Below are 18,495 nucleotides of genomic sequence, written 5' to 3' on the forward strand. Positions count from 1 at the left end.
AGAGCATAATATTTATGCTCTTTTTTTTATTATTTTTATCATAAGATTTTGTTGCATAATTTTGTAATATAGTTGAAAATGGTAATTATATGTGAGGATGTTATTAATGAAAAAGCAAAAGTTAATTAAATCAGTATTTCTATTTTCAGCAGTGCTTCTGGGAACTGTTGTTTCACAAGACGTAGTAAAGGCTGACACAATCAGTCCGGCAGAAACAACAAGTGTGTCTAGCTCTGATGCCAGTTTAAGCACTACTACAAAATCATCTACTACAGATAGTTCGACAACAGCTACCAGCACTGATGATTCTTCAGATGTTAAGGGTACAGTGGGTGGTTCACAGGTAAACAATGTTTCCAACGTATCTCCAGAGGATAATTACTATTACGGGGAAAATGGTAGCTGGATTTCATCTACTAATGTTGACCCTGACAGTTTTGCTGGAACTATAGCAGATGCAAATAAAAGTATTGATGATAAAACATATAATGCATTCATGGATTATGTTAACGGCAATGAAAAAACATCTGATGCAAATATCAATAAGGCAGTTGAATATTACAACTATCTAGTAAATACACCTATTAATAACGATACAGCTTCCAACGGATTAGCAGCTGAAGTAAAGGCTATTTCTAATTTGCAAAATATTGGTGAACTAAGCAATATGCTTTACGCTTATTATAAAGAGGGATATGTCTTACCATTTGATGTTGATATTGCGAGAGATCAAAATGACTATACACGATATGCTTTATATATGAAGGGTATAGGTCCTTTATTAACTAGTGCAGATGGTTCTGATGATGAAACATTGCAACAATATCAAAATAATATCGGTCAAATTCTGACAAGTTTAGGTTATTCATTTTCTGATATAGAAGATATTATTACAAGCACTAAAAAGTTTGATGAATTACTTATTAAAATTCAAAATCCTTCTGATTTAAATGAATATGAAGATCAAGATTCTGAAGGGGACACATATTCTGGGTACACACAGTATAGTGGAGAAGATTTCAGTAAACTAAGTACATATCTTGATTTTGATAGTTTCTTTAACGAATTGATAGGTGGCGTTCCAGATCATCTATATATTGAAAATCCATCTTATTTCTACAGCTTAAATCAGATTTTAACACCAGATAATTTTTCATATTTGAGAGATTGGATGTTAACAGCACAAATTATTCAAAGAGCATTTTATCTAAATAGTTTTGCTAATGAATATGCATCTGATAAATCAACTGAAACTGATCATTCTAAGTTTGCATATTTCTTAACTAGTTATGCTTTCAATGATGCATTTAGCCAACATTTTGGTAGTAAATTTACAACTAATGCACAGATAAATGCTGTAACTGACATGACTCAAAATATCATGGACTCTTATTCTGATGCTATCTCAAATAGTAGCTGGATGAGTGATGAAACTAAATCAGCTGCACTGGATAAATTAAATAATATTTCTGTTAACGTAGGCTATCCAAAACAGGATTTTTCATACTTTAGTAAATATAGTATTGATTCTGCGAAGAGTGTATATGAAAATACAGTTGATTTAGCTACATTATCTAGAATGAATAAATTTAATAATTATTATTCACCAGTTGATCGTTCTGATTGGGGTGGAAATAGTTCACTTTCTTCTAACGCAATGTACAGCCGTCAATCAAATTCAATCTTCATATTTGCTGGAATTATGAATTCCCCATTCTTTGATGTTAATCAAGATGCATCTAAGAATTATGGTGGCTTAGGTACAGTTATCGGACACGAATTGTCACATGCATTTGATAGCAAAGGTTCAATGTATGATGAAAACGGTATTGAGAATAACTGGTGGACTGCAAGTGATAAAGCAGCCTATAACAAAATCGTCCAAGCCATGGAAAATGAATTTGAAGGATTACAAGATCAAGGATTAACTGTCAGTGGAGTCAATACCGTTGATGAAAACTTAGCGGATAACGGCGGTCTATCAGTAGCTTATGAAGCTGCATCTAAAGTTGATGGTTTTGATGCTAAGGAATTCTTTGAAAACTATGCTTCAGTTAATAAATCAAAAGAAGGATCAAATTACGTTCTTGCTACAATAAATGATGTTCATGCACCAAGTGTATATCGTGTAAATGTTAATTTACAAAATTTAGATGCATTCTATGATACTTATGGAATTACACCTAAAGATGGTATGTGGTTGAACAACGATCAAAGAGTTAAATTGTGGGAAGTTTAAAATTAATAAATAAATTTACTGAATTTGATTTTTTTTATAATAGAATTGTAGTAGTATAGTGCTATAGTATATATAAATTGGAGGTATTCACATGTCAAACATCGCAAGTTTATTAGGTACATCAGCTACATCATCATATATGTATGGTGCAACAACAAAAGACCCATGGGGTCAAATCATGGCAATCTTTAAATAATAATTGAGGTGATTTTTTGTGATTAATGTCAACGTATGGTTGTTATTAGTCCAGAATTTCTCAAACTATTTCATTATTAGTTTGCTAACATATTTTGTTACAAGAAAATTAAGCTGGAGAACAATAGGTATATCCGTTGTTACTTCGGCTTTCTTTGGTTTCATAACAATTTTTGTTGGGAATGCCGGTATAATACTATTCGTGATTTTTAATATAATATTGGCAATGCTTCTTCAAAGGAAAATCTGGATTAATATACAAGATACTAATGTTCTAATTTTAATAACTATTCTACAGATGATTTCAAATATCATTTCAGTTTTTATATTTAGAGTGATTTTTGCTCTGATTAATAATGATTGGAATTTGAACTCTAATAATATCAAATATGGTGGAATAATTGTTTTAGCAATAGTTCTAAATTATATTCTGTCCATTATTTTTGCTATTATTATAAAAAAAGACAAATCCTACTTTGAAAATTGGAACTTACAACTTTCACAGTACAATATGCACAATCAGATTTTTTGGCTAGTATCAGGATTATTTGTTTCGCTAGAGATTTTGTTAATAGTGTGTGATATAGAACAAGTTACTGCTGTATTTTTATTTGCTCTGGTTATCATTTTCACAATTTTTATCATTTTAATGGGTATTATAATTAGCCAATTTACCAGTGCTTACGTTCTTAAACAGGAAACTGCCAATGAAATAAAACAAAATCAACAACTTGAAATATATTTAAAAAGTATTGAAAAACAATATACAGATATAAGAAGATTCCGGCATGATTTTAAAAATATAGTTCTTTCAATGAGCGAAATGGATTCCGACAAAAATGATTTTAAAGAATACTATGATCAATTAGTTGAAAATAATTCGATTATGGATGTTCAAGATAGCTCGATTGTGGAGGCTAAGAGAATACTTAATGCACCACTAAAAGGAATAATTGTACAAAAATATTTTGAAGCTAACTCAAAAGATATAAGTCTGAAACTAGAATTAGATTCTGATATTCAAATTAAACATAACTCGCTGTCTATCGTTAGAATTGTGGGTATATTTATCGATAATGCCTTAGAATATGCTGAAAAGCATGATCTAAATAGCATTACTTGTGCTATTGTTGACTATGGCGATAATCTAGAAATATCAGTTGCAAATGAACTGGTTGAGGATGTCAATGTTAGTAGATTATTTAAAATGGGATATTCGACAAAGGGTGAAGACCGCGGAGTTGGATTGTCTAACGTAAAAAGAATTGTCGATGAAGATGACAATTTATATTTAGATGCGGAAGTAAAAAATAATCAATTGATTATGACATTGGGGATTTTGGAGGATAATTAGTTGTTTCCAATTTATGTAATGGAAGATAATCCAAAGCAAATAGAATTTTATCGTGATTTTATTTCAAATTATATAATGATTAACGATTTGTCTGCTAATCTAGTTTATGCAGCTCAGAGTGTCGATAGTTTCAAAGAAAATTTTGAACCTAGCGAGAATGGACTGTTCTTTTTGGACATGGAAATTGGTGAAAATAGCAAGGCTGGTCTTGAAACAGCTGAGTATATTAGATCTGAAATGCCATTCGCTGATATAGTTTTTATAACTACTCATTCAGAAATGACTCTCTTAACCTTAGATAGAAGAATTGGTCCTCTAGACTATGTAATCAAAGATGAGGGATATGAGAATATTAGAAAGCATATTGCTGATGATATTGAGTTATCAATGAAAAAGTTTGAGCAATCTTCACTTGTGCAAAAGAATATTTTTAGTTACAAGATAGGTTCTAGAGTATTCTCTATTCCCATGGATGATGTTTTGATGTTGTACACTACAAAAGAGAATCCGGGAAAGGTAATCTTGGTATCTAAAACAAAAGAGACCATCTTTAAATCTAACTTGAATACAATTGAAGAACAGTTTGATCATTTATTTAGAACAGATCGCAGTTACTTGGTTAATCTAGATAATATTGAATCATTTGATATAGATGAGAAAAAATTATTTTTCGATAACGGAATGGAAGCTAATGTTTCGGTAAGAAAAGCCAAAGAATTATCAAAAAATCTTAATAAAATTAACTAATAAATGATCAAAAGCGAAAATATAAACGTTTATATCGGAAATCGATACGTTTATATTTTTTTTGGTCATTGGTAATATATAGGCTATATAATATTACTTGTAAGTTAGTTATGCGAAACTTACATCCTTGATGTAATTCATTTGTTACACTCATACCTAATTTTTCAGATAACTTTGCGGGGGCATTTAATTCTGATTTGTTAGCACAAGATTAAGGTATGAATAAGAAACAGATGCTGGTGTTACATTTTCATGTGAATATAGTATTTCTCTTATTAAACAAATAAAACTTCTCAAACGATTTTCCCTAAAAATCAATTATATAAAATAAGAGAATTAAGTTAATTATCAAGAAATCGAATAGTTCATTTCTTGTTCTGGTAATGATTAACTTTTATATATATAAAATCCTAGCTTGCGAGGCTAGGATTTTTTTTGTTCCAGAAATAAAAAATACCCAATCCTTATGGATTGGGTATTTTTACTTAAGATTGAATGGTTGATTTGTATCTAGTAGCTCATTTGTTTTAATGTTCTTGAAGTACATATTAACTTGCGTTTCAGTGTCGTTAACTTTTACTAATAGAGCACCATCAAATGACTGGTTAGGAAGAACAAGCCCGTTATTTGATCCATTTACTATATCTGCGTAATCACTAGCAGCTGTAGTAGGTTGTAATTCAACTCCGTCTTGTTTGATTACCATATAGTTGGCTTGAACAACTTGCGGTGTTTGTTTTGAATTTGTTTTATTTGTGTAATTATATTTGATAAGTAGTGCAGGAGAACCACTAGCATCTTTTACTAATTTCACATCATTTGATATTTTGAATGTAAACCAATCTGACTTATAAGTTAAAGCATTATAAGTACCTGCGTTTTTAATTTCACTAGAAGTGGAGTTATCAGATTGAGTGTCATCAGTGACATTAGCATCTGCTTGCTTAGCAGATTTTTTGGTATTTTTTTTAGGCTTACTCTTATTTTTTTGAACATTTTCAACTTGAGTATCATTTGTCTTGTTGTCATGATTGAAATAATAAGTTAAACCTCCAACTACTATTATAAAAATAACAACTATTAAGCTAATTAAAAAGCTACGTTTTTTATAAAAAGGTTGCTTTCTTTTTCGCATGGAACGTCTAGATGGTAATTTGCTATTATCCATGATGTCTCCTCTGAAATTAATCTATTTTCATTATACTATTTGTGAACAAAATCTTCTGTTCTAAATTTAATAATTTTTTTTAAAAATATACGTCTGAAAATATTGAATACATTTTTAAAAAGTGGTATAACTATCTAGTCGAAAAAACATATATATTAAAATAAATATTAACTAGGGGGATAGGCTGATGTTGTTTTTTGGTAATGATAATGGTGATTATGAAGTAACATGTCAATTTCATAGTAAATCTGGCCAATCAATTGCTAAGAAGCGCGTTTGTCATAACGTTTCTAAGAAAGAAGCCCGTGAAGGTATGATGAGTTATATTACTCGTACATTTTCTGAAACAATAGACTGTACAGCGCCAATTAAAATTATTGCAAGTAAGACTTCTAAATAATCTTTATTTTAAAGAACCTTCTACATGTAGGAGGTTCTTTTTTTGTGCGTTTTTGCTATCATATGACTTAGAGGTGACAATCATGGATGAAACACATAAAACATCAGGAAGTAAGTTTTTGATAGTTACATTATTAAATGTTGTAATTACCATTGCTGAATTTATAGGTGGTCTTGTGTCAGGTAGTCTGGGGTTATTATCTGATGCATTACATAATTTACAAGATACTTTATCGATAATAATTGCATACATAGCTGATCTCATTAGTGGAAAGAAAAATGATGCCGCTAAAACTTTTGGTTACAAGAGAGCAGAAATTATAGCTGCCTTTGTAAACGCTAGTGTTCTGATAGTTATAACTGTTTTCATGGTTGTAGAGTCAATAAATCGTTTAGGTTCGCCACAAAGAATTGATGGAAAATTGATGATGATTGTAGCTATTGTCGGTTTAGTTGCTAACTTTATCTCAATGCTTATTCTATTTTCAGGCACAAAGAATAATTTGAATATTAGGGCTACTTTCTTACATATGTTATCAGATACTTTGTCATCTGTAGGAGTTGTTATTGCTTCAGTATTTGTGACATTGTTCAATTGGACTTGGGTTGATCCCGTCATCACTATTGTTATAGCTATATGGCTTTTAAAAGAAGCATTTGACGTAATAAAAGAATCCACAAATATTTTGATGGAGTCCAGTCCAGAAATAGATTTGGAAGAAGTTCAGTCAACTCTTCTTGAAATACCTGAAATTGTTGGAATACATCATGTTCATATTTGGATGATTGATGAGAACTACTGTATTCTTGATGCCCATATAAACGTACAAAAGAATTTAAATTTATCAGAACTAGATGAGATTTATTCTAGAGTAGGTAATTTGTTGAAAGAGAAGTTTAATATTTCGCATGTCACGCTACAGGCTGAATGTGACAGAGGTCTGGATAAACCTCTAATTGAATAGGAATAATATATGGCAAAATTAATTTTGATTAGGCATGGCGAAAGTACTGCCAATGCAAAAAATGAATATACCGGTTGGAATGATGTTGATTTAACTCCGAAGGGTGAACAGCAGGCACGTGATGCCGCTAAAATAATAAGCAATATTCCAATATCTGAAATACATACATCGGTTTTAAAAAGAGCTATCAAAACGGCGTATATAATTGCAGATTATAACGATCTTAATTCACTTCCTATAACTAAGACGTGGAGATTGAATGAACGTCACTATGGAGCTCTCAGAGGCAAGAATAAAGATGCTACTCGAATAGAGTACGGTAAAGAACAAGTACAATTGTGGCGAAGAAGTTTCTATTCTAGGCCACCATTGTTAGATAGAAGAGATGAGTTAGTCGGACCGTATAGAAATTTAGATCCAGAGATAATGCCTAAATCAGAAAGTCTTTATGATTCTTATCTTAGAATAATGCCATATTTTCAAGATGTTATCGCTCCTAAGTTGAAGGATGGTAAGAATCAATTAGTAGTTGCTCATGGAAGTACAATACGTGCTCTGATGAAATATATCGAACAAATAAGTGATGAAGGAATAGATGGGATTGAAGTTGAAAATGGAGATCCAGTAATTTATGAGTTTGATAATGAATTGGATATAATTTCTTCTAAATAAAAAGTCGACCAATATAGGTCGACTTTTTATTTTGGATTGATAATTTGTGTTCCATGAAGAGCATTGACGTTTAGCTCTTTTGCAATATCATCACAGTTATCATAGTTGATACCTCCACCTGGAAGAATTTCTATTCTTCCAGCAGCATATTCGATGATTTCTTTAAGATGATCAATCGTATTTTCAATTGGAATATCCAATGCGCCACCATGTGTTAAGATACGATCTACATTGTTTTCAATTAACCAATCAATAGCGTGAAATTGTTTTTCAAGAGGAATAGCGTCAAATGCCATGTGGAATACTATCTGCATGCCATATGAAGAACCAATTAATAATTCCATGGCTTCTTCGTCAATATCTCCATCTTTAGTTAATGCACCAAATGTAACAGCATCTATTCCAAGTTTTTGTGCTTGAAATAAATCGGCTTCCATCATTTTTAATTCTATATCGTTATAGACAAAATTACCCCCACGAGGGCGAATCATTTCTACTAGTGGAATACCCTTTTCCTGAAGGTATTTGCTAGTCTCTTGAACGATACCTAGACTTGGGGTTGTTCCCCCAACAGCAAGGTTGTCATTTAATTCAATTCTATTAGCGCCAGACATCACCATCAATGGGATATCACTAAAATTCTCAACTGCAACTTCTTTATAAATGATATTCACGTCCTTTTGTAAACATAATAGTTACATTATACAGGTCAATAAAAAAAGAGCTATAAAAATAGCTCTCTAATTTATCTAACAAATCCGAAATATAAGATAACAATAATTGCAAGTATGATTCTGTACCAACCAAATATTTTGAAGTCGTTTTTCTTGATGTAGTCTAATAAGAACTTAATTGAGATATAAGCAACAATAAATGAAACTAATGTACCAACTAGTAAAATAATAGTTTGATCCATTGAGAAAGTATTGCCATCAACTAAGTATTTAACGATCTTCAAAAGTGAGGCACCAAACATAGTTGGTATTGCTAGGAAGAATGAAAATTCAGTAACAACAAATCTTGAAACACCGATTACTATACCACCGAGGATAGTAGCACCAGATCTAGAAGTACCAGGAACTAATGCCAATACTTGGAATAATCCAATTGCAAAAGCTGTTTTATATGACAAACTATTTAAGGAAGTAGTGCTTGGTTTTTTATCCTTGGCGTAGTTTTCAATAACGATGAATAAAATACCGTAGATAAGCAATGTGGAAGCTATAACTTGCCAACTAGTAAGATTTTGTTCCATCCAGTTGTTAAGAGGAAGCCCAACAATTACAGATGGTAATATTGCAATGATAACCTTAAACCAAATATCCCAAGTTTGACGTTTTTCTAGAGAATCTTTTCTTGGTGAAAATGGATTCAACTTGTGGAAGTAAATGAGAATAACCGCCAATATAGCACCAAATTGAATTACAACCATGAACATGTCAATAAATGCTTTTGGTTCATTCAAACGAACAAATTCATCAGCTAGGTAAAGATGCCCGGTAGAACTGATTGGTAGAAATTCTGTGAAACCTTCGATAATTCCCAAAATTATTGTTTTAAATAATTCTACTATCATAATATTCTCCTATTCATTGATTAAATAAAGTGTACACAAACTGATTCAGGAAGTGCAATATCTTTTTGAATTTCAGTAAGTACTCCTTTATTTGGATTACGTTTGAATAGTGTAGCATTATTTGAATCTTGGTTAGCAACAACCAAATAATCATTTGTGGGATCAAGATCGAAGTCTCTAGGTCCTTGACCTAAAGTTTTGAGGGTAGTAATTTTACGTAATCTTTTACCATAATCAGATGTTTCAAAAATGGCTATAGTATCTGCACCACGAGTAGAGACATATACATATTTACCATCTTTACTTATTCTGATAGCAGCAGTGGTATTTTTTTGTTCATCTTTAGTGGCAGAAACTTCATCAATCAATGTAAGTCTTGAGTCTTCTTCATCATATTTCATGACTAAGACCTTTGAAGATAACTCACATGCAACGTATGCAATAGATTCCTCAGGGTGGAATACCAAATGTCTAGGAGCATATCCAGATGGTGCAAGGCAATCAGTTAATAATTTAGGATTGTACGGATCGTCAATATCGTAAATAGAGATATGATCATTACCATAATCACAAATTATTAATTTACCATCTGGTGTAAGTGCACTATAGTGAGGTTTAGATTGATCTTGTTCAGGTCTAGGACCTGATCCTGTGAAGTTGATCTCTGATAGATGTTCAATTTTATTTTCTTCATTGAGACGATCAATCTTTACTTTACTTAAATGGAAGTAAGCACTGAAGATTAGACGTCTGCTCTCATCGAACTTAACGTGAGAAGGAGAGGTAGATTCTGAAAAATCACTATCCAAAAGAGTTGGTTCGTTATTTATGTCGTAGACAACGATTCCACCTTTATCGCCATCCTTTGCCAAGGCAATTAATTTTAAATCATTCGTTACATCGATGTATGTAGGATTGTTAAGTTCAACTAATAGTTCAGGTGTAGTCAGAGTATTTGTCTCAGTATCTAGAGATGATTTGTAGACACCTTTACCATCGTTTTTTGTATAACCACTAAATAAGACATTTTCTTGCATAAAATTTACCTCCGATAATGATATAGTATACAGTATAATATTCTTAATAAATTTTTGATACTACTAGGAGCCATTATGAAATCTCAACGTGATAATGAAAAAAGTTGGTTCTATCGATTATTTTTAAATAATAGAGCAACTGTAATTCTTTTTAATATCTTTTTACTGTTTTTAATAATTTTTGTATTTACAAAAATTCAATCTGTTTTTAATCCTCTATGGGGAATTTTAAATATTATTTTGCCGCCAGTACTACTGGCACTTGTTCTTTACTATCTAATCAATCCACTGATTAATGTTTTAGAAAGAAAATTTAATATTAATCGAGTTATCTCAATAAGTTTTGTTTTTGTTATCATTGCCATTTTGTTGGTTTGGGGAGTTATGTCGTTAATTCCATTTTTGCAAAATCAAATAGATTCATTGATAAAGAATTGGCCACAATACTGGACTTCAGTGAATAATAGTTTAGATAAATTATTAGATGATCCAAAGTTAGGCTACTTTAAGAAGAATTTTGAAGGATCTGATGGTAGTATATCAGCTCATTTACAAGACGCCTTGAAGAAAATGGCACCGAGTGCATTTAATAACATCGGTTCTGCTGTAGGGATCGTTACAAATATTGTTGTTATCTTGTTGACAGCTCCATTTATTTTATTCTTCATGTTAAAAGATGATAAGAAGTTTAAACAATCAATTTTGAAATATGTACCTACAAAGTTAAAGAAATCAACTGGCGAAACTTTATCAGAAATTAGTCAGTCTCTTAGCTCATATATTACAGGTCAGTTGACAGTCGCTTTCTGGGTAGCAGTAATGTTCTTTGTTGGTTATCTAATAATCGGTCAAAAGTATGCTCTAGTGCTAGGAATTATTGCGGGTATTTTAAACTTAATTCCTTATGTTGGTTCAACATTGGCTTTAATCCCTTCATTAGTTATTGCTGCATTTGTCGCTCCTTCAATGATATTGAAAGTTTTGATTGTGTTTGTGGTTGAGCAAACTATTGAAACTCGTGTTGTTTCACCAATTATTGTTGGTAACAAGATGCAAATGCATCCAGTCACAACTATTTTGGTTCTGCTAGTTTCAGCAGGAATGTATGGATTAGTTGGAATGATAGCTGGTATTCCAATCTTTGCTATTTTGAAAATCCTGTTCGTAAGAGTGTTTGAATGGGTAAAGAAAAATAATGATTGGTATGATGAACCAGAAGTAATAGTTGAAGAAACAGAAGATACAGAGAAGTAAGTTTATATGGGTTGATAAACATAGATGTTGTGTCTATAATATAGTTTATACTTTACGTTTATCTGTTTTTCTCAGAATAAGTTTTGATAAAAGCAAATAAATCATGAAGATCACTAACGTATGCCCTTGCTGTGTTTATAACCGAGGGTATGCGTTTTTTTAATAAAAAAATAAAGGATATTCAAAAATGACAAATCATATTGTATTATATGAACCCCTAATGCCAGCAAATACTGGTAATATAGCAAGAACGTGTGCGGGAACTAATACGGAATTACATCTTATTAGACCATTAGGATTTAGTACAGATGATGCACAGATGAAGCGTGCTGGTTTGGATTATTGGGATAAGGTTAAGATAACTTATCATGATGATTTGGACGAATTTCTGGATTCCGTTCCTGATGATCAATACTTATACCTCATTACAAAATTTTCAGATAAAATTTATAGTGACAACGATTTTTCTGATACAGATGTTGATCATTATTTCTTATTTGGTAAAGAAACTACTGGATTGCCTGAAAAATTTATGCGTAAGAATCCTGAAAAATGTTTACGTATTCCTATGAGTTATAATATTCGCGCGTTGAATCTAGCAAATAGTTGTGCACTAGTTATTTATGAAGCTATAAGACAACAAAACTTTGCAGGATTAGAATTATCGCACCATTATGAAAATGATAAATTAGATTAAAGGAGTTTTTATTTATGAAGGCAAATAGGGGACCAATTCAAGTTGACAGTTTTCACTACGACGTTGAAGCACAAACAGCTGAGGTTAGCCAAGATATTCAAGTTAATATGGTAAAACCTGACTTAAAAGATCAAGATGGAAATGTATTAGATGATTCAGAAGGTGCATTTTTCCAAATTGTGATTCCTTTTGATATTCACACAGAAAATGCACCATTTAGGGTAACCGGATTGCTTGGACAAGTAATTCAATTGGTAGATTTCCATGGTGATGCTTCTGAAATTGATGGAGAAGAAATCAAAAGATTAAGTCGACCACTAATAGAGTATATTGAAACTCTTACATATCAAGTAACAGCAATAACTTTGAACAAAGGTGTTTCACTTAACTTCACAGCAAATGAAAATCAATAAAAAATAACAGCCTATAGGCTGTTATTTTTTTAAGATTAATTTTAGAAATCTCTTTTTCTTATGAGATAAAGGTATAATTTAAAGTAATATTGAGCAAAATGGGTGAATAATTAATGGCTAAAAAAGTAGCAAAGAAAAAGTCTAAAAAAACTAGCAAAAATTCTAGTAAAAAAACTAACCAGAATGAACGTATAGTAGGTTCTGTTGTTAGTTTAGTATTTATTGTCTTATCAGTATTAGGATTGTTTCAATTTGGTTTAGTAGGACGCTTTTTCGATAATATTTATAGAATATTCGTAGGGGATAGTTATCCAGTTCTATTAATAATAACAATTTTTGCAAGTGTATTTGTTATAGCCACAGGTCGATTCCCGATGATGAATCTGAAACGAAATGTTGGCTTTTTGATAACTTATTTAGGTTCTCTGGTATTATTACATGCCATACTATTTGGTCAAATGAAGCTGTATCATAACTTTGCTCAAGTAACTTGGAACATATTATCTGCGGATATAGCTAAAGTTGCTGTTCAACAATCTGTAGGTGGAGGTATGATTGGAGCTTATCTATATGGTTTCTTTATGCCAATGTTTTCAACCGCAGGGACTTACTTTGTAACAATATTTTTAATTGTTGTGGGTATTTTGATGTTATTTAATTTCACAATGAAGCAGGTTGCTATATTTACAACCAGTGTCCTTGTTAAAATAAAGAATGGCATGAAATCGATGAAAGAATCTACTTCCAAGGGATTAGACAATTATCGAGAAACACGTGAGGAAAATCAAAAATCAAATACAGAAAACAAACCACAAAAAGATGTTGTTAGGGATGACAGTAAATTTCAAGATATTAATACTTTTGCTAACGATACTCAAAAGGAAGAGCCAGAATCAGAATTTCATATTGATATCCCTAACCAACCTACTGTATCAACTACAAAACCTACTGAAAAACCTTCAGCAACCATTATGTCTCAGCCTCATGGCATGGGAAACTCTGGAGATAAGGATTTACCTACACCCGTAGAAAATAAAACAAAATCAAATAATTCTATAGATGAAAACTATGAATTACCATCTGTTGATCTGTTGACTGATGTTGTTCAAGCTGATCAAAGTGATGAAGTAAGATTAATTGATCAAAACAAAGACAAATTAAAAGCTACATTCAAGAGTTTTGGTGTAGATGTTGAAGTTAAAAAAGCTAGTTTGGGTCCCGCAGTTACAAAATATGAAATTCAGCCTGCTGTTGGTGTAAAAGTAAGTAAAATTGTCAATCTTGCAGACGATCTTGCCTTAGCATTGGCTGCTAAGGATATTCGTATTGAGGCACCAATTCCAGGTAAATCATTTGTAGGTATTGAAGTTCCTAATACAACAGTTTCCACAGTTTCATTTAAAGAAATAACTGAAAGACAACCCGATAAGATTCATCCATTAACCGTTCCTTTGGGTAAGGATGTTACAGGTAACATAATAGAAGCAGATATCACAAAAATGCCGCATTTACTTATAGCTGGTTCTACAGGTTCAGGTAAATCTGTTGCAATTAACACTATAATTACTGGTATTTTAATGAAATCTAAGCCAAATGAAGTCAAATTAATTCTTATTGATCCTAAAATGGTTGAGTTAAATATTTATAATGGTATACCTCATTTGTTAATTCCGGTAGTTACAGACTCAAGACGTGCTGCTGGTGCGCTACAAAAAGCTGTACAAGAGATGGAAAGAAGATATAAGCTCTTTGCAGAAACAAATCATCGAAATATTGGCGAATACAATTCCTCTGTCGATGAATTTAATAAGACAGCTTCAAAAGATCAACAAATGGAACGTTTGCCATTCATAGTCGTAATTGTAGATGAGTTATCAGATCTGATGATGGTAGCAGGACATGAAGTAGAAGCAGCAATTGTTCGTTTGGCACAAATGGCTCGTGCAGCTGGATTGCATATTATAATTGCTACGCAACGTCCATCTGTTGATGTTATTACCGGTTTGATTAAAGCTAATATCCCATCAAGAATAGCCTTTGCTGTATCAAGTGGTGTTGATTCTAGAACCATTTTAGATTCTGTTGGTGCAGAAAAACTATTGGGTAGAGGAGATATGTTATTCCAACCAATAGGTAAAAGTAAACCTACTCGTGTTCAAGGTGCCTATATTTCTGAAACAGAAGTTGAAAATGTTGTAAACTTTGTTAGCGATCAGCAAGAAGCAGAGTACAATGAAGAAATGATACCAACAGATATAGAAGAAAATTCATCTGAAAGTAACGAAAAACCTAATGATGAATACTGGAATGACGCGCTAGAATTAGTCGTAAACCAACAAGGTGCAAGTACATCTATGTTACAAAGAAGATTCCAAATAGGTTACAATCGAGCAGCTAGAATTGTAGACTTGATGGAAGAAAAAGGAATTGTTGGACCATCAGAAGGAAGTAAGCAAAGGAAAGTTTTGATTACTCCTGAACAATTAGAACAACTAAAAAATAATCAGGCGGATAATTAGATTTGAGAAAAGAAATAGCAAAAAATGTTGTGTTAAATATAATCCCAATGAAGAAATTTAGAACTATCAAGGTACAAATAGATTTTTTACGCCCTTTGTTGAAGGATGAAAACGCACAACGTAGATTATTAGCAAATGTATTGTCTAATTCTACAAAAAAATATCCTACATTTAAGAAATTAAATGACCGTGAAATGGAACTTTACGGTACAGAAATTAATGTTTACACTAGAGGATTAATTAATTACAACGATTTAGCTATCAGTGCAGAATTTGCAGATCCACAATTTTTGATTGGTGGAGATAATTTAATAAAAGAAAATTTGGAATTATTGTCAGAAATTATTATAAATCTTAATATTGAAAACGATTTATTTGAAAAAACTGCTTTTGATACTGAGAAAAGTAACTTAATTTCCAATTTATTATCAATAGATGACAATCAAGATTTAGTTAGTTCTTTGGCATTGAATCGTTTGATTTACAAGAACAATGTTAATAAACAATTACCTATTTTTGGTACAGTTGAGCAAGTTGAAAATATTACTAATCAGGGATTATTAGATTACTATAAAAAAGTTATTTCTGAAGACACAGTTGTGATCAATGTTGTTGGTGATGTTGATGAACAAGAAATCATCAATATTTTTGAAGATGGCCAGTTAGCCGAATTTTTCCAAAAAGAACGACCTACTTTAGATTTGAAATTTGATAATTTTGATGAACTAAAGGAAACTCCTGCTATTCAAAAAGAGCATAAAAAACTCAACCAAAGTAGGATAGCTGAGGCTTTTACTACTGAAAAAATATCTGAAGATATCAGTTTTTTGGCTCCACAAATTATGAATCTTATCTTAGGTGGGGATGATCAGTCTCAGTTATTCCAAGAAGTGCGTGAGAAGAATAGCTTAGCTTATTCTGTATCAAGCTCGTATCAACCTATTAGTCGATTAGTTACAATTCACGCTGGGTTAGATGCTAATTCTTTGAATAAAACTGTAGAATTAATTTCGGATCAAATAGACTATATAAAAAATGGTAATGTATCAGCTGATCAGATTGAACACGCTAAAAAAGTAATGTCTACTAGACGCTTAATAGGAAGTGACTCAATTCAGCACTACATAAATCGTAGTATTTGGGATATTATTTATCCTCAATCATTATTAGATGATGAGAAATTTAGAGTAGAGTTAGAAAAAGTAGATGTTGCACAAGTTGCAGAGGTAGCTAGTTCTATGAAAGTAATTGCACAATATCAATTAATTGGAGACTAAACAATGGTCGCAAAGTTAGAAAAAGTTACAAGAAAATTAAAAAATGGATTTGAAATTCAAGTAATTCAGATGCCTAATTTTAACCAAATATATGGTTTAGTTATGGTTAATTTTGGATCAGTAAATACATTGCTTGAAGATGGTGAGCAACTTCCTGCTGGGATAGCTCATTTTATTGAGCATAAACTATTTGCTAAACCTGGTTACGATGTTAGCGAAAAATTTGCTGAATATGGTGCTAACACTAATGCATATACTAGCTATACAAAGACTGCATATTTATTTCAAACAATTGAAAATCCATATGATAATTTGAGAATCTTGCTAGATTTAGTAAGTAATCCTTATTTCACTAAGAAAAATGTCAATTCTGAAAGAGGAATAATTGATCAAGAAATTCAGATGTACTTAGATATGCCTGAATGGGTTTTAGAGCAAAAAATATTATCTCAGCTTTATCCAAATGATCCTATAAGTGCTGATATTGCTGGAACTAGTGAATCACTCAAAGAAATAAATAATGAAAATTTACTTTCAACATATTATCGCTACTATCAACCAAAAAATATGAATCTTGTTCTAGTAGGAAATGTGGATATAGACAAGGTGGAAGAAATTGCAAATGAATTTGATCTTGAAGCCACTGATCCTATGCCTAACAAGATTATGCGACCTTTTGAACCAATTTCTGACGGTGGACAAAATACTATGGAAATTAGTCAGAGCAGAAGTTCATTTGGTATTCGTGTTGACTTAGATAAAACTTCAAAATCATTGGTTGAGTTACAATTTGAGATCAATATGGTTATGGAGACATTAGTTGGAGAATCTTCAGATTATTATGAAGAGTTAACTAATTCAGGAATAATCGATGACAGTTTTTCATACAACGTCGTAGCAGAAAGCAATTATTGTTTTGTGATAATCAGTGGAACAACACCAAAACCAGATGGATTCAGAGAATTTATGAGTAGCCATTTAACAACAGAAATACTAAAAAATGCTTTGACTGCTACTAAATTTCAACAAATAAAACTTGATGCAATAGGCTCATATGTTTTTGCTCAAAATTCACCTGAATCTATAGCTAATCAAGTAGCAGAATTGTATTTCTATGACACAGATTATTTGAAGTTGATTGATATTATTGACGGTATCACTATAAATGATTTGAATGAGGTAGCAGAATTAGTGTTAAATCCGGATAACTATACTTACTATCATTTACTATCGGAGAAAAAATAATGTTTGCACTTATAATAGGGAGTTCTGGTGATATTGGAAATGAAGTAGCAAAAAAATTAGCTCAAGATGGTTGGTCATTGTATCTTCATTACAATAAAAATAAGTCTAGAATAGATGATCTTTTGTCAGAATTGCAAAGTTTGTATCCAAATCAAGATTTTATTCCAGTGCAATTTGATATGGATCATGGTGAAGTAAGCAGCTTGCTGGATCAACTTTTTCAAGTGGATGCCGTTGTTTTTGCTCAAGGTAATACGTACTACAAATTATTAACAGACATAGATGAGTCAGAAGTTAGTTCTTTAATTAATATACATATAAAAACCCCCATCCTTATTTTGAAGAATATCCAAGATAAGCTGGCAAAATCAGGTCACGGAAGAGTAGTTTTTATAGGTTCAATCTATGGCAAAATTGGTTCTGCAATGGAAGTGGTTTACAGTACTGTCAAAGGTGCTATAAATACTTTTGCAGACGCCTATTCTAAAGAAGTAGCATCACTTGGTATTAGTGTTAACGTTATTGCACCTGGTGCAGTGGCAACAAAGATGAACAATGAATTTTCTAAAGAAGATTTGCAGTCTATAAAAGATGAGATTCCAGCTAATCGATTGGCTCAACCTCAAGAAATTGCAAATTTTGTAAGTTATATAGTAAATTCGGAATCCAATTATTTAACTGGTCAAACTATTTATTTTGCGGGTGGCTGGTTATTGTAGTAGTAGCGATTATAAGAAG

17 protein-coding genes are annotated in these 18,495 nt (G+C 31.7%); 13 read left to right on the forward strand and 4 right to left on the reverse strand.

What is annotated here, in order from left to right; all coding sequences use genetic code 11:
* The first annotated feature begins 106 nt into the window (after positions 1 to 106).
* The 3 genes from CS873_RS03095 to CS873_RS03105 all read left to right on the forward strand — a co-directional run bounded on the left by CS873_RS03095 (position 107) and on the right by CS873_RS03105 (position 4,535).
* Positions 107 to 2,239, forward strand: a complete 2,133-nt coding sequence (locus tag CS873_RS03095; protein WP_169922440.1) for a M13 family metallopeptidase — start codon at positions 107 to 109, stop codon at positions 2,237 to 2,239.
* Positions 2,240 to 2,453: 214 nt separating this feature from the next.
* Complete coding sequence (locus CS873_RS03100) at positions 2,454 to 3,788, forward strand: sensor histidine kinase (protein WP_099974419.1); 1,335 nt, start codon at positions 2,454 to 2,456, stop codon at positions 3,786 to 3,788.
* Positions 3,789 to 4,535, forward strand: coding sequence for a response regulator transcription factor (locus tag CS873_RS03105; protein WP_099974420.1), 747 nt, complete (start codon positions 3,789 to 3,791; stop codon positions 4,533 to 4,535).
* A gap of 481 nt (positions 4,536 to 5,016) precedes the next feature.
* Here CS873_RS03105 and CS873_RS03110 read toward each other — a convergent pair whose 3' ends face one another.
* Positions 5,017 to 5,703, reverse strand: a complete 687-nt coding sequence (locus CS873_RS03110) for a DUF5067 domain-containing protein (RefSeq protein ID WP_099974421.1) — start codon at positions 5,701 to 5,703, stop codon at positions 5,017 to 5,019.
* Positions 5,704 to 5,890: 187 nt separating this feature from the next.
* On the opposite strand from CS873_RS03110, the gene CS873_RS03115 reads away from it, so the two are divergent.
* The 3 genes from CS873_RS03115 to CS873_RS03125 all read left to right on the forward strand — a co-directional run bounded on the left by CS873_RS03115 (position 5,891) and on the right by CS873_RS03125 (position 7,739).
* Positions 5,891 to 6,103, forward strand: coding sequence for a hypothetical protein (locus CS873_RS03115; RefSeq protein ID WP_099974422.1), 213 nt, complete (start codon positions 5,891 to 5,893; stop codon positions 6,101 to 6,103).
* An 82-nt stretch (positions 6,104 to 6,185) separates the two neighbouring features.
* On the forward strand, positions 6,186 to 7,067 hold the full coding sequence (locus CS873_RS03120; RefSeq protein ID WP_099974423.1) for a cation diffusion facilitator family transporter: 882 nt from the start codon (positions 6,186 to 6,188) through the stop codon (positions 7,065 to 7,067).
* Between the two features lie 9 nt (positions 7,068 to 7,076).
* A complete protein-coding gene (locus CS873_RS03125) occupies positions 7,077 to 7,739 on the forward strand; it encodes a 2,3-bisphosphoglycerate-dependent phosphoglycerate mutase (protein ID WP_099974424.1) in 663 nt (220 codons plus the stop codon).
* 26 nt (positions 7,740 to 7,765) lie between these two features.
* On the opposite strand, the gene CS873_RS03130 is transcribed toward CS873_RS03125, so the two are convergent.
* The 3 genes from CS873_RS03130 to CS873_RS03140 all read right to left on the reverse strand — a co-directional run bounded on the left by CS873_RS03130 (position 7,766) and on the right by CS873_RS03140 (position 10,352).
* Complete coding sequence (locus CS873_RS03130; RefSeq protein ID WP_099975334.1) at positions 7,766 to 8,404, reverse strand: copper homeostasis protein CutC; 639 nt, start codon at positions 8,402 to 8,404, stop codon at positions 7,766 to 7,768.
* An 80-nt stretch (positions 8,405 to 8,484) separates the two neighbouring features.
* A complete protein-coding gene (locus CS873_RS03135; protein WP_425435969.1) occupies positions 8,485 to 9,315 on the reverse strand; it encodes an undecaprenyl-diphosphate phosphatase in 831 nt (276 codons plus the stop codon).
* Positions 9,316 to 9,335: 20 nt separating this feature from the next.
* Positions 9,336 to 10,352, reverse strand: a complete 1,017-nt coding sequence (locus CS873_RS03140) for a lactonase family protein (protein ID WP_099974425.1) — start codon at positions 10,350 to 10,352, stop codon at positions 9,336 to 9,338.
* A 75-nt stretch (positions 10,353 to 10,427) separates the two neighbouring features.
* Here CS873_RS03140 and CS873_RS03145 point away from each other — a divergent pair, with 75 nt between their 5' ends.
* The 7 genes from CS873_RS03145 (at position 10,428) to ymfI (ending at position 18,476) form a co-directional block, all read left to right on the forward strand.
* Positions 10,428 to 11,606 carry an AI-2E family transporter gene (locus CS873_RS03145; RefSeq protein WP_099974426.1) on the forward strand — a complete coding sequence of 393 codons (1,179 nt, stop codon included), beginning with the start codon at positions 10,428 to 10,430 and terminating at the stop codon, positions 11,604 to 11,606.
* A gap of 187 nt (positions 11,607 to 11,793) precedes the next feature.
* Positions 11,794 to 12,303 carry a tRNA (uridine(34)/cytosine(34)/5-carboxymethylaminomethyluridine(34)-2'-O)-methyltransferase TrmL gene (trmL, locus tag CS873_RS03150; protein ID WP_099974427.1) on the forward strand — a complete coding sequence of 170 codons (510 nt, stop codon included), beginning with the start codon at positions 11,794 to 11,796 and terminating at the stop codon, positions 12,301 to 12,303.
* Between the two features lie 14 nt (positions 12,304 to 12,317).
* Entirely contained in the window at positions 12,318 to 12,716 is a 399-nt protein-coding gene (locus CS873_RS03155) for a DUF1149 family protein (RefSeq protein WP_099974428.1), read from the forward strand.
* A gap of 113 nt (positions 12,717 to 12,829) precedes the next feature.
* The gene (locus CS873_RS03160; RefSeq protein ID WP_099974429.1) at positions 12,830 to 15,235 is read left to right on the forward strand and encodes a DNA translocase FtsK; all 2,406 of its coding nucleotides are present in this window, start codon (positions 12,830 to 12,832) and stop codon (positions 15,233 to 15,235) included.
* Positions 15,236 to 15,237: 2 nt separating this feature from the next.
* Positions 15,238 to 16,512, forward strand: a complete 1,275-nt coding sequence (gene yfmF / locus CS873_RS03165) for an EF-P 5-aminopentanol modification-associated protein YfmF (RefSeq protein ID WP_099974430.1) — start codon at positions 15,238 to 15,240, stop codon at positions 16,510 to 16,512.
* A 3-nt stretch (positions 16,513 to 16,515) separates the two neighbouring features.
* Positions 16,516 to 17,757 carry an EF-P 5-aminopentanol modification-associated protein YfmH gene (yfmH, locus tag CS873_RS03170; protein WP_099974431.1) on the forward strand — a complete coding sequence of 414 codons (1,242 nt, stop codon included), beginning with the start codon at positions 16,516 to 16,518 and terminating at the stop codon, positions 17,755 to 17,757.
* A complete protein-coding gene (gene ymfI, locus CS873_RS03175; RefSeq protein WP_169922476.1) occupies positions 17,754 to 18,476 on the forward strand; it encodes an elongation factor P 5-aminopentanone reductase in 723 nt (240 codons plus the stop codon). The genes yfmH and ymfI overlap by 4 nt, the downstream gene beginning before the upstream one ends.
* The last annotated feature ends 19 nt before the right edge of the window (positions 18,477 to 18,495 follow it).

This window comes from Companilactobacillus metriopterae, assembly GCF_002762335.1.
GTDB lineage: Bacteria > Bacillota > Bacilli > Lactobacillales > Lactobacillaceae > Companilactobacillus > Companilactobacillus metriopterae.

Bases quoted from the DNA above. Each gene is read 5' to 3' on its own strand.
- CS873_RS03095 (WP_169922440.1), top strand. From the start codon at position 107: ATGAAAAAGCAAAAGTTAATTAAATCAGTATTTCTATTTTCAGCAGTG.
- CS873_RS03110 (WP_099974421.1), bottom strand. From the start codon at position 5,703: ATGGATAATAGCAAATTACCATCTAGACGTTCCATGCGAAAAAGAAAG.
- CS873_RS03115 (WP_099974422.1), top strand. From the start codon at position 5,891: ATGTTGTTTTTTGGTAATGATAATGGTGATTATGAAGTAACATGTCAA.
- CS873_RS03120 (WP_099974423.1), top strand. From the start codon at position 6,186: ATGGATGAAACACATAAAACATCAGGAAGTAAGTTTTTGATAGTTACA.
- CS873_RS03125 (WP_099974424.1), top strand. From the start codon at position 7,077: ATGGCAAAATTAATTTTGATTAGGCATGGCGAAAGTACTGCCAATGCA.
- CS873_RS03135 (WP_425435969.1), bottom strand. From the start codon at position 9,315: ATGATAGTAGAATTATTTAAAACAATAATTTTGGGAATTATCGAAGGT.
- CS873_RS03140 (WP_099974425.1), bottom strand. From the start codon at position 10,352: ATGCAAGAAAATGTCTTATTTAGTGGTTATACAAAAAACGATGGTAAA.
- CS873_RS03145 (WP_099974426.1), top strand. From the start codon at position 10,428: ATGAAATCTCAACGTGATAATGAAAAAAGTTGGTTCTATCGATTATTT.
- trmL (WP_099974427.1), top strand. From the start codon at position 11,794: ATGACAAATCATATTGTATTATATGAACCCCTAATGCCAGCAAATACT.
- CS873_RS03155 (WP_099974428.1), top strand. From the start codon at position 12,318: ATGAAGGCAAATAGGGGACCAATTCAAGTTGACAGTTTTCACTACGAC.
- CS873_RS03160 (WP_099974429.1), top strand. From the start codon at position 12,830: ATGGCTAAAAAAGTAGCAAAGAAAAAGTCTAAAAAAACTAGCAAAAAT.
- yfmH (WP_099974431.1), top strand. From the start codon at position 16,516: ATGGTCGCAAAGTTAGAAAAAGTTACAAGAAAATTAAAAAATGGATTT.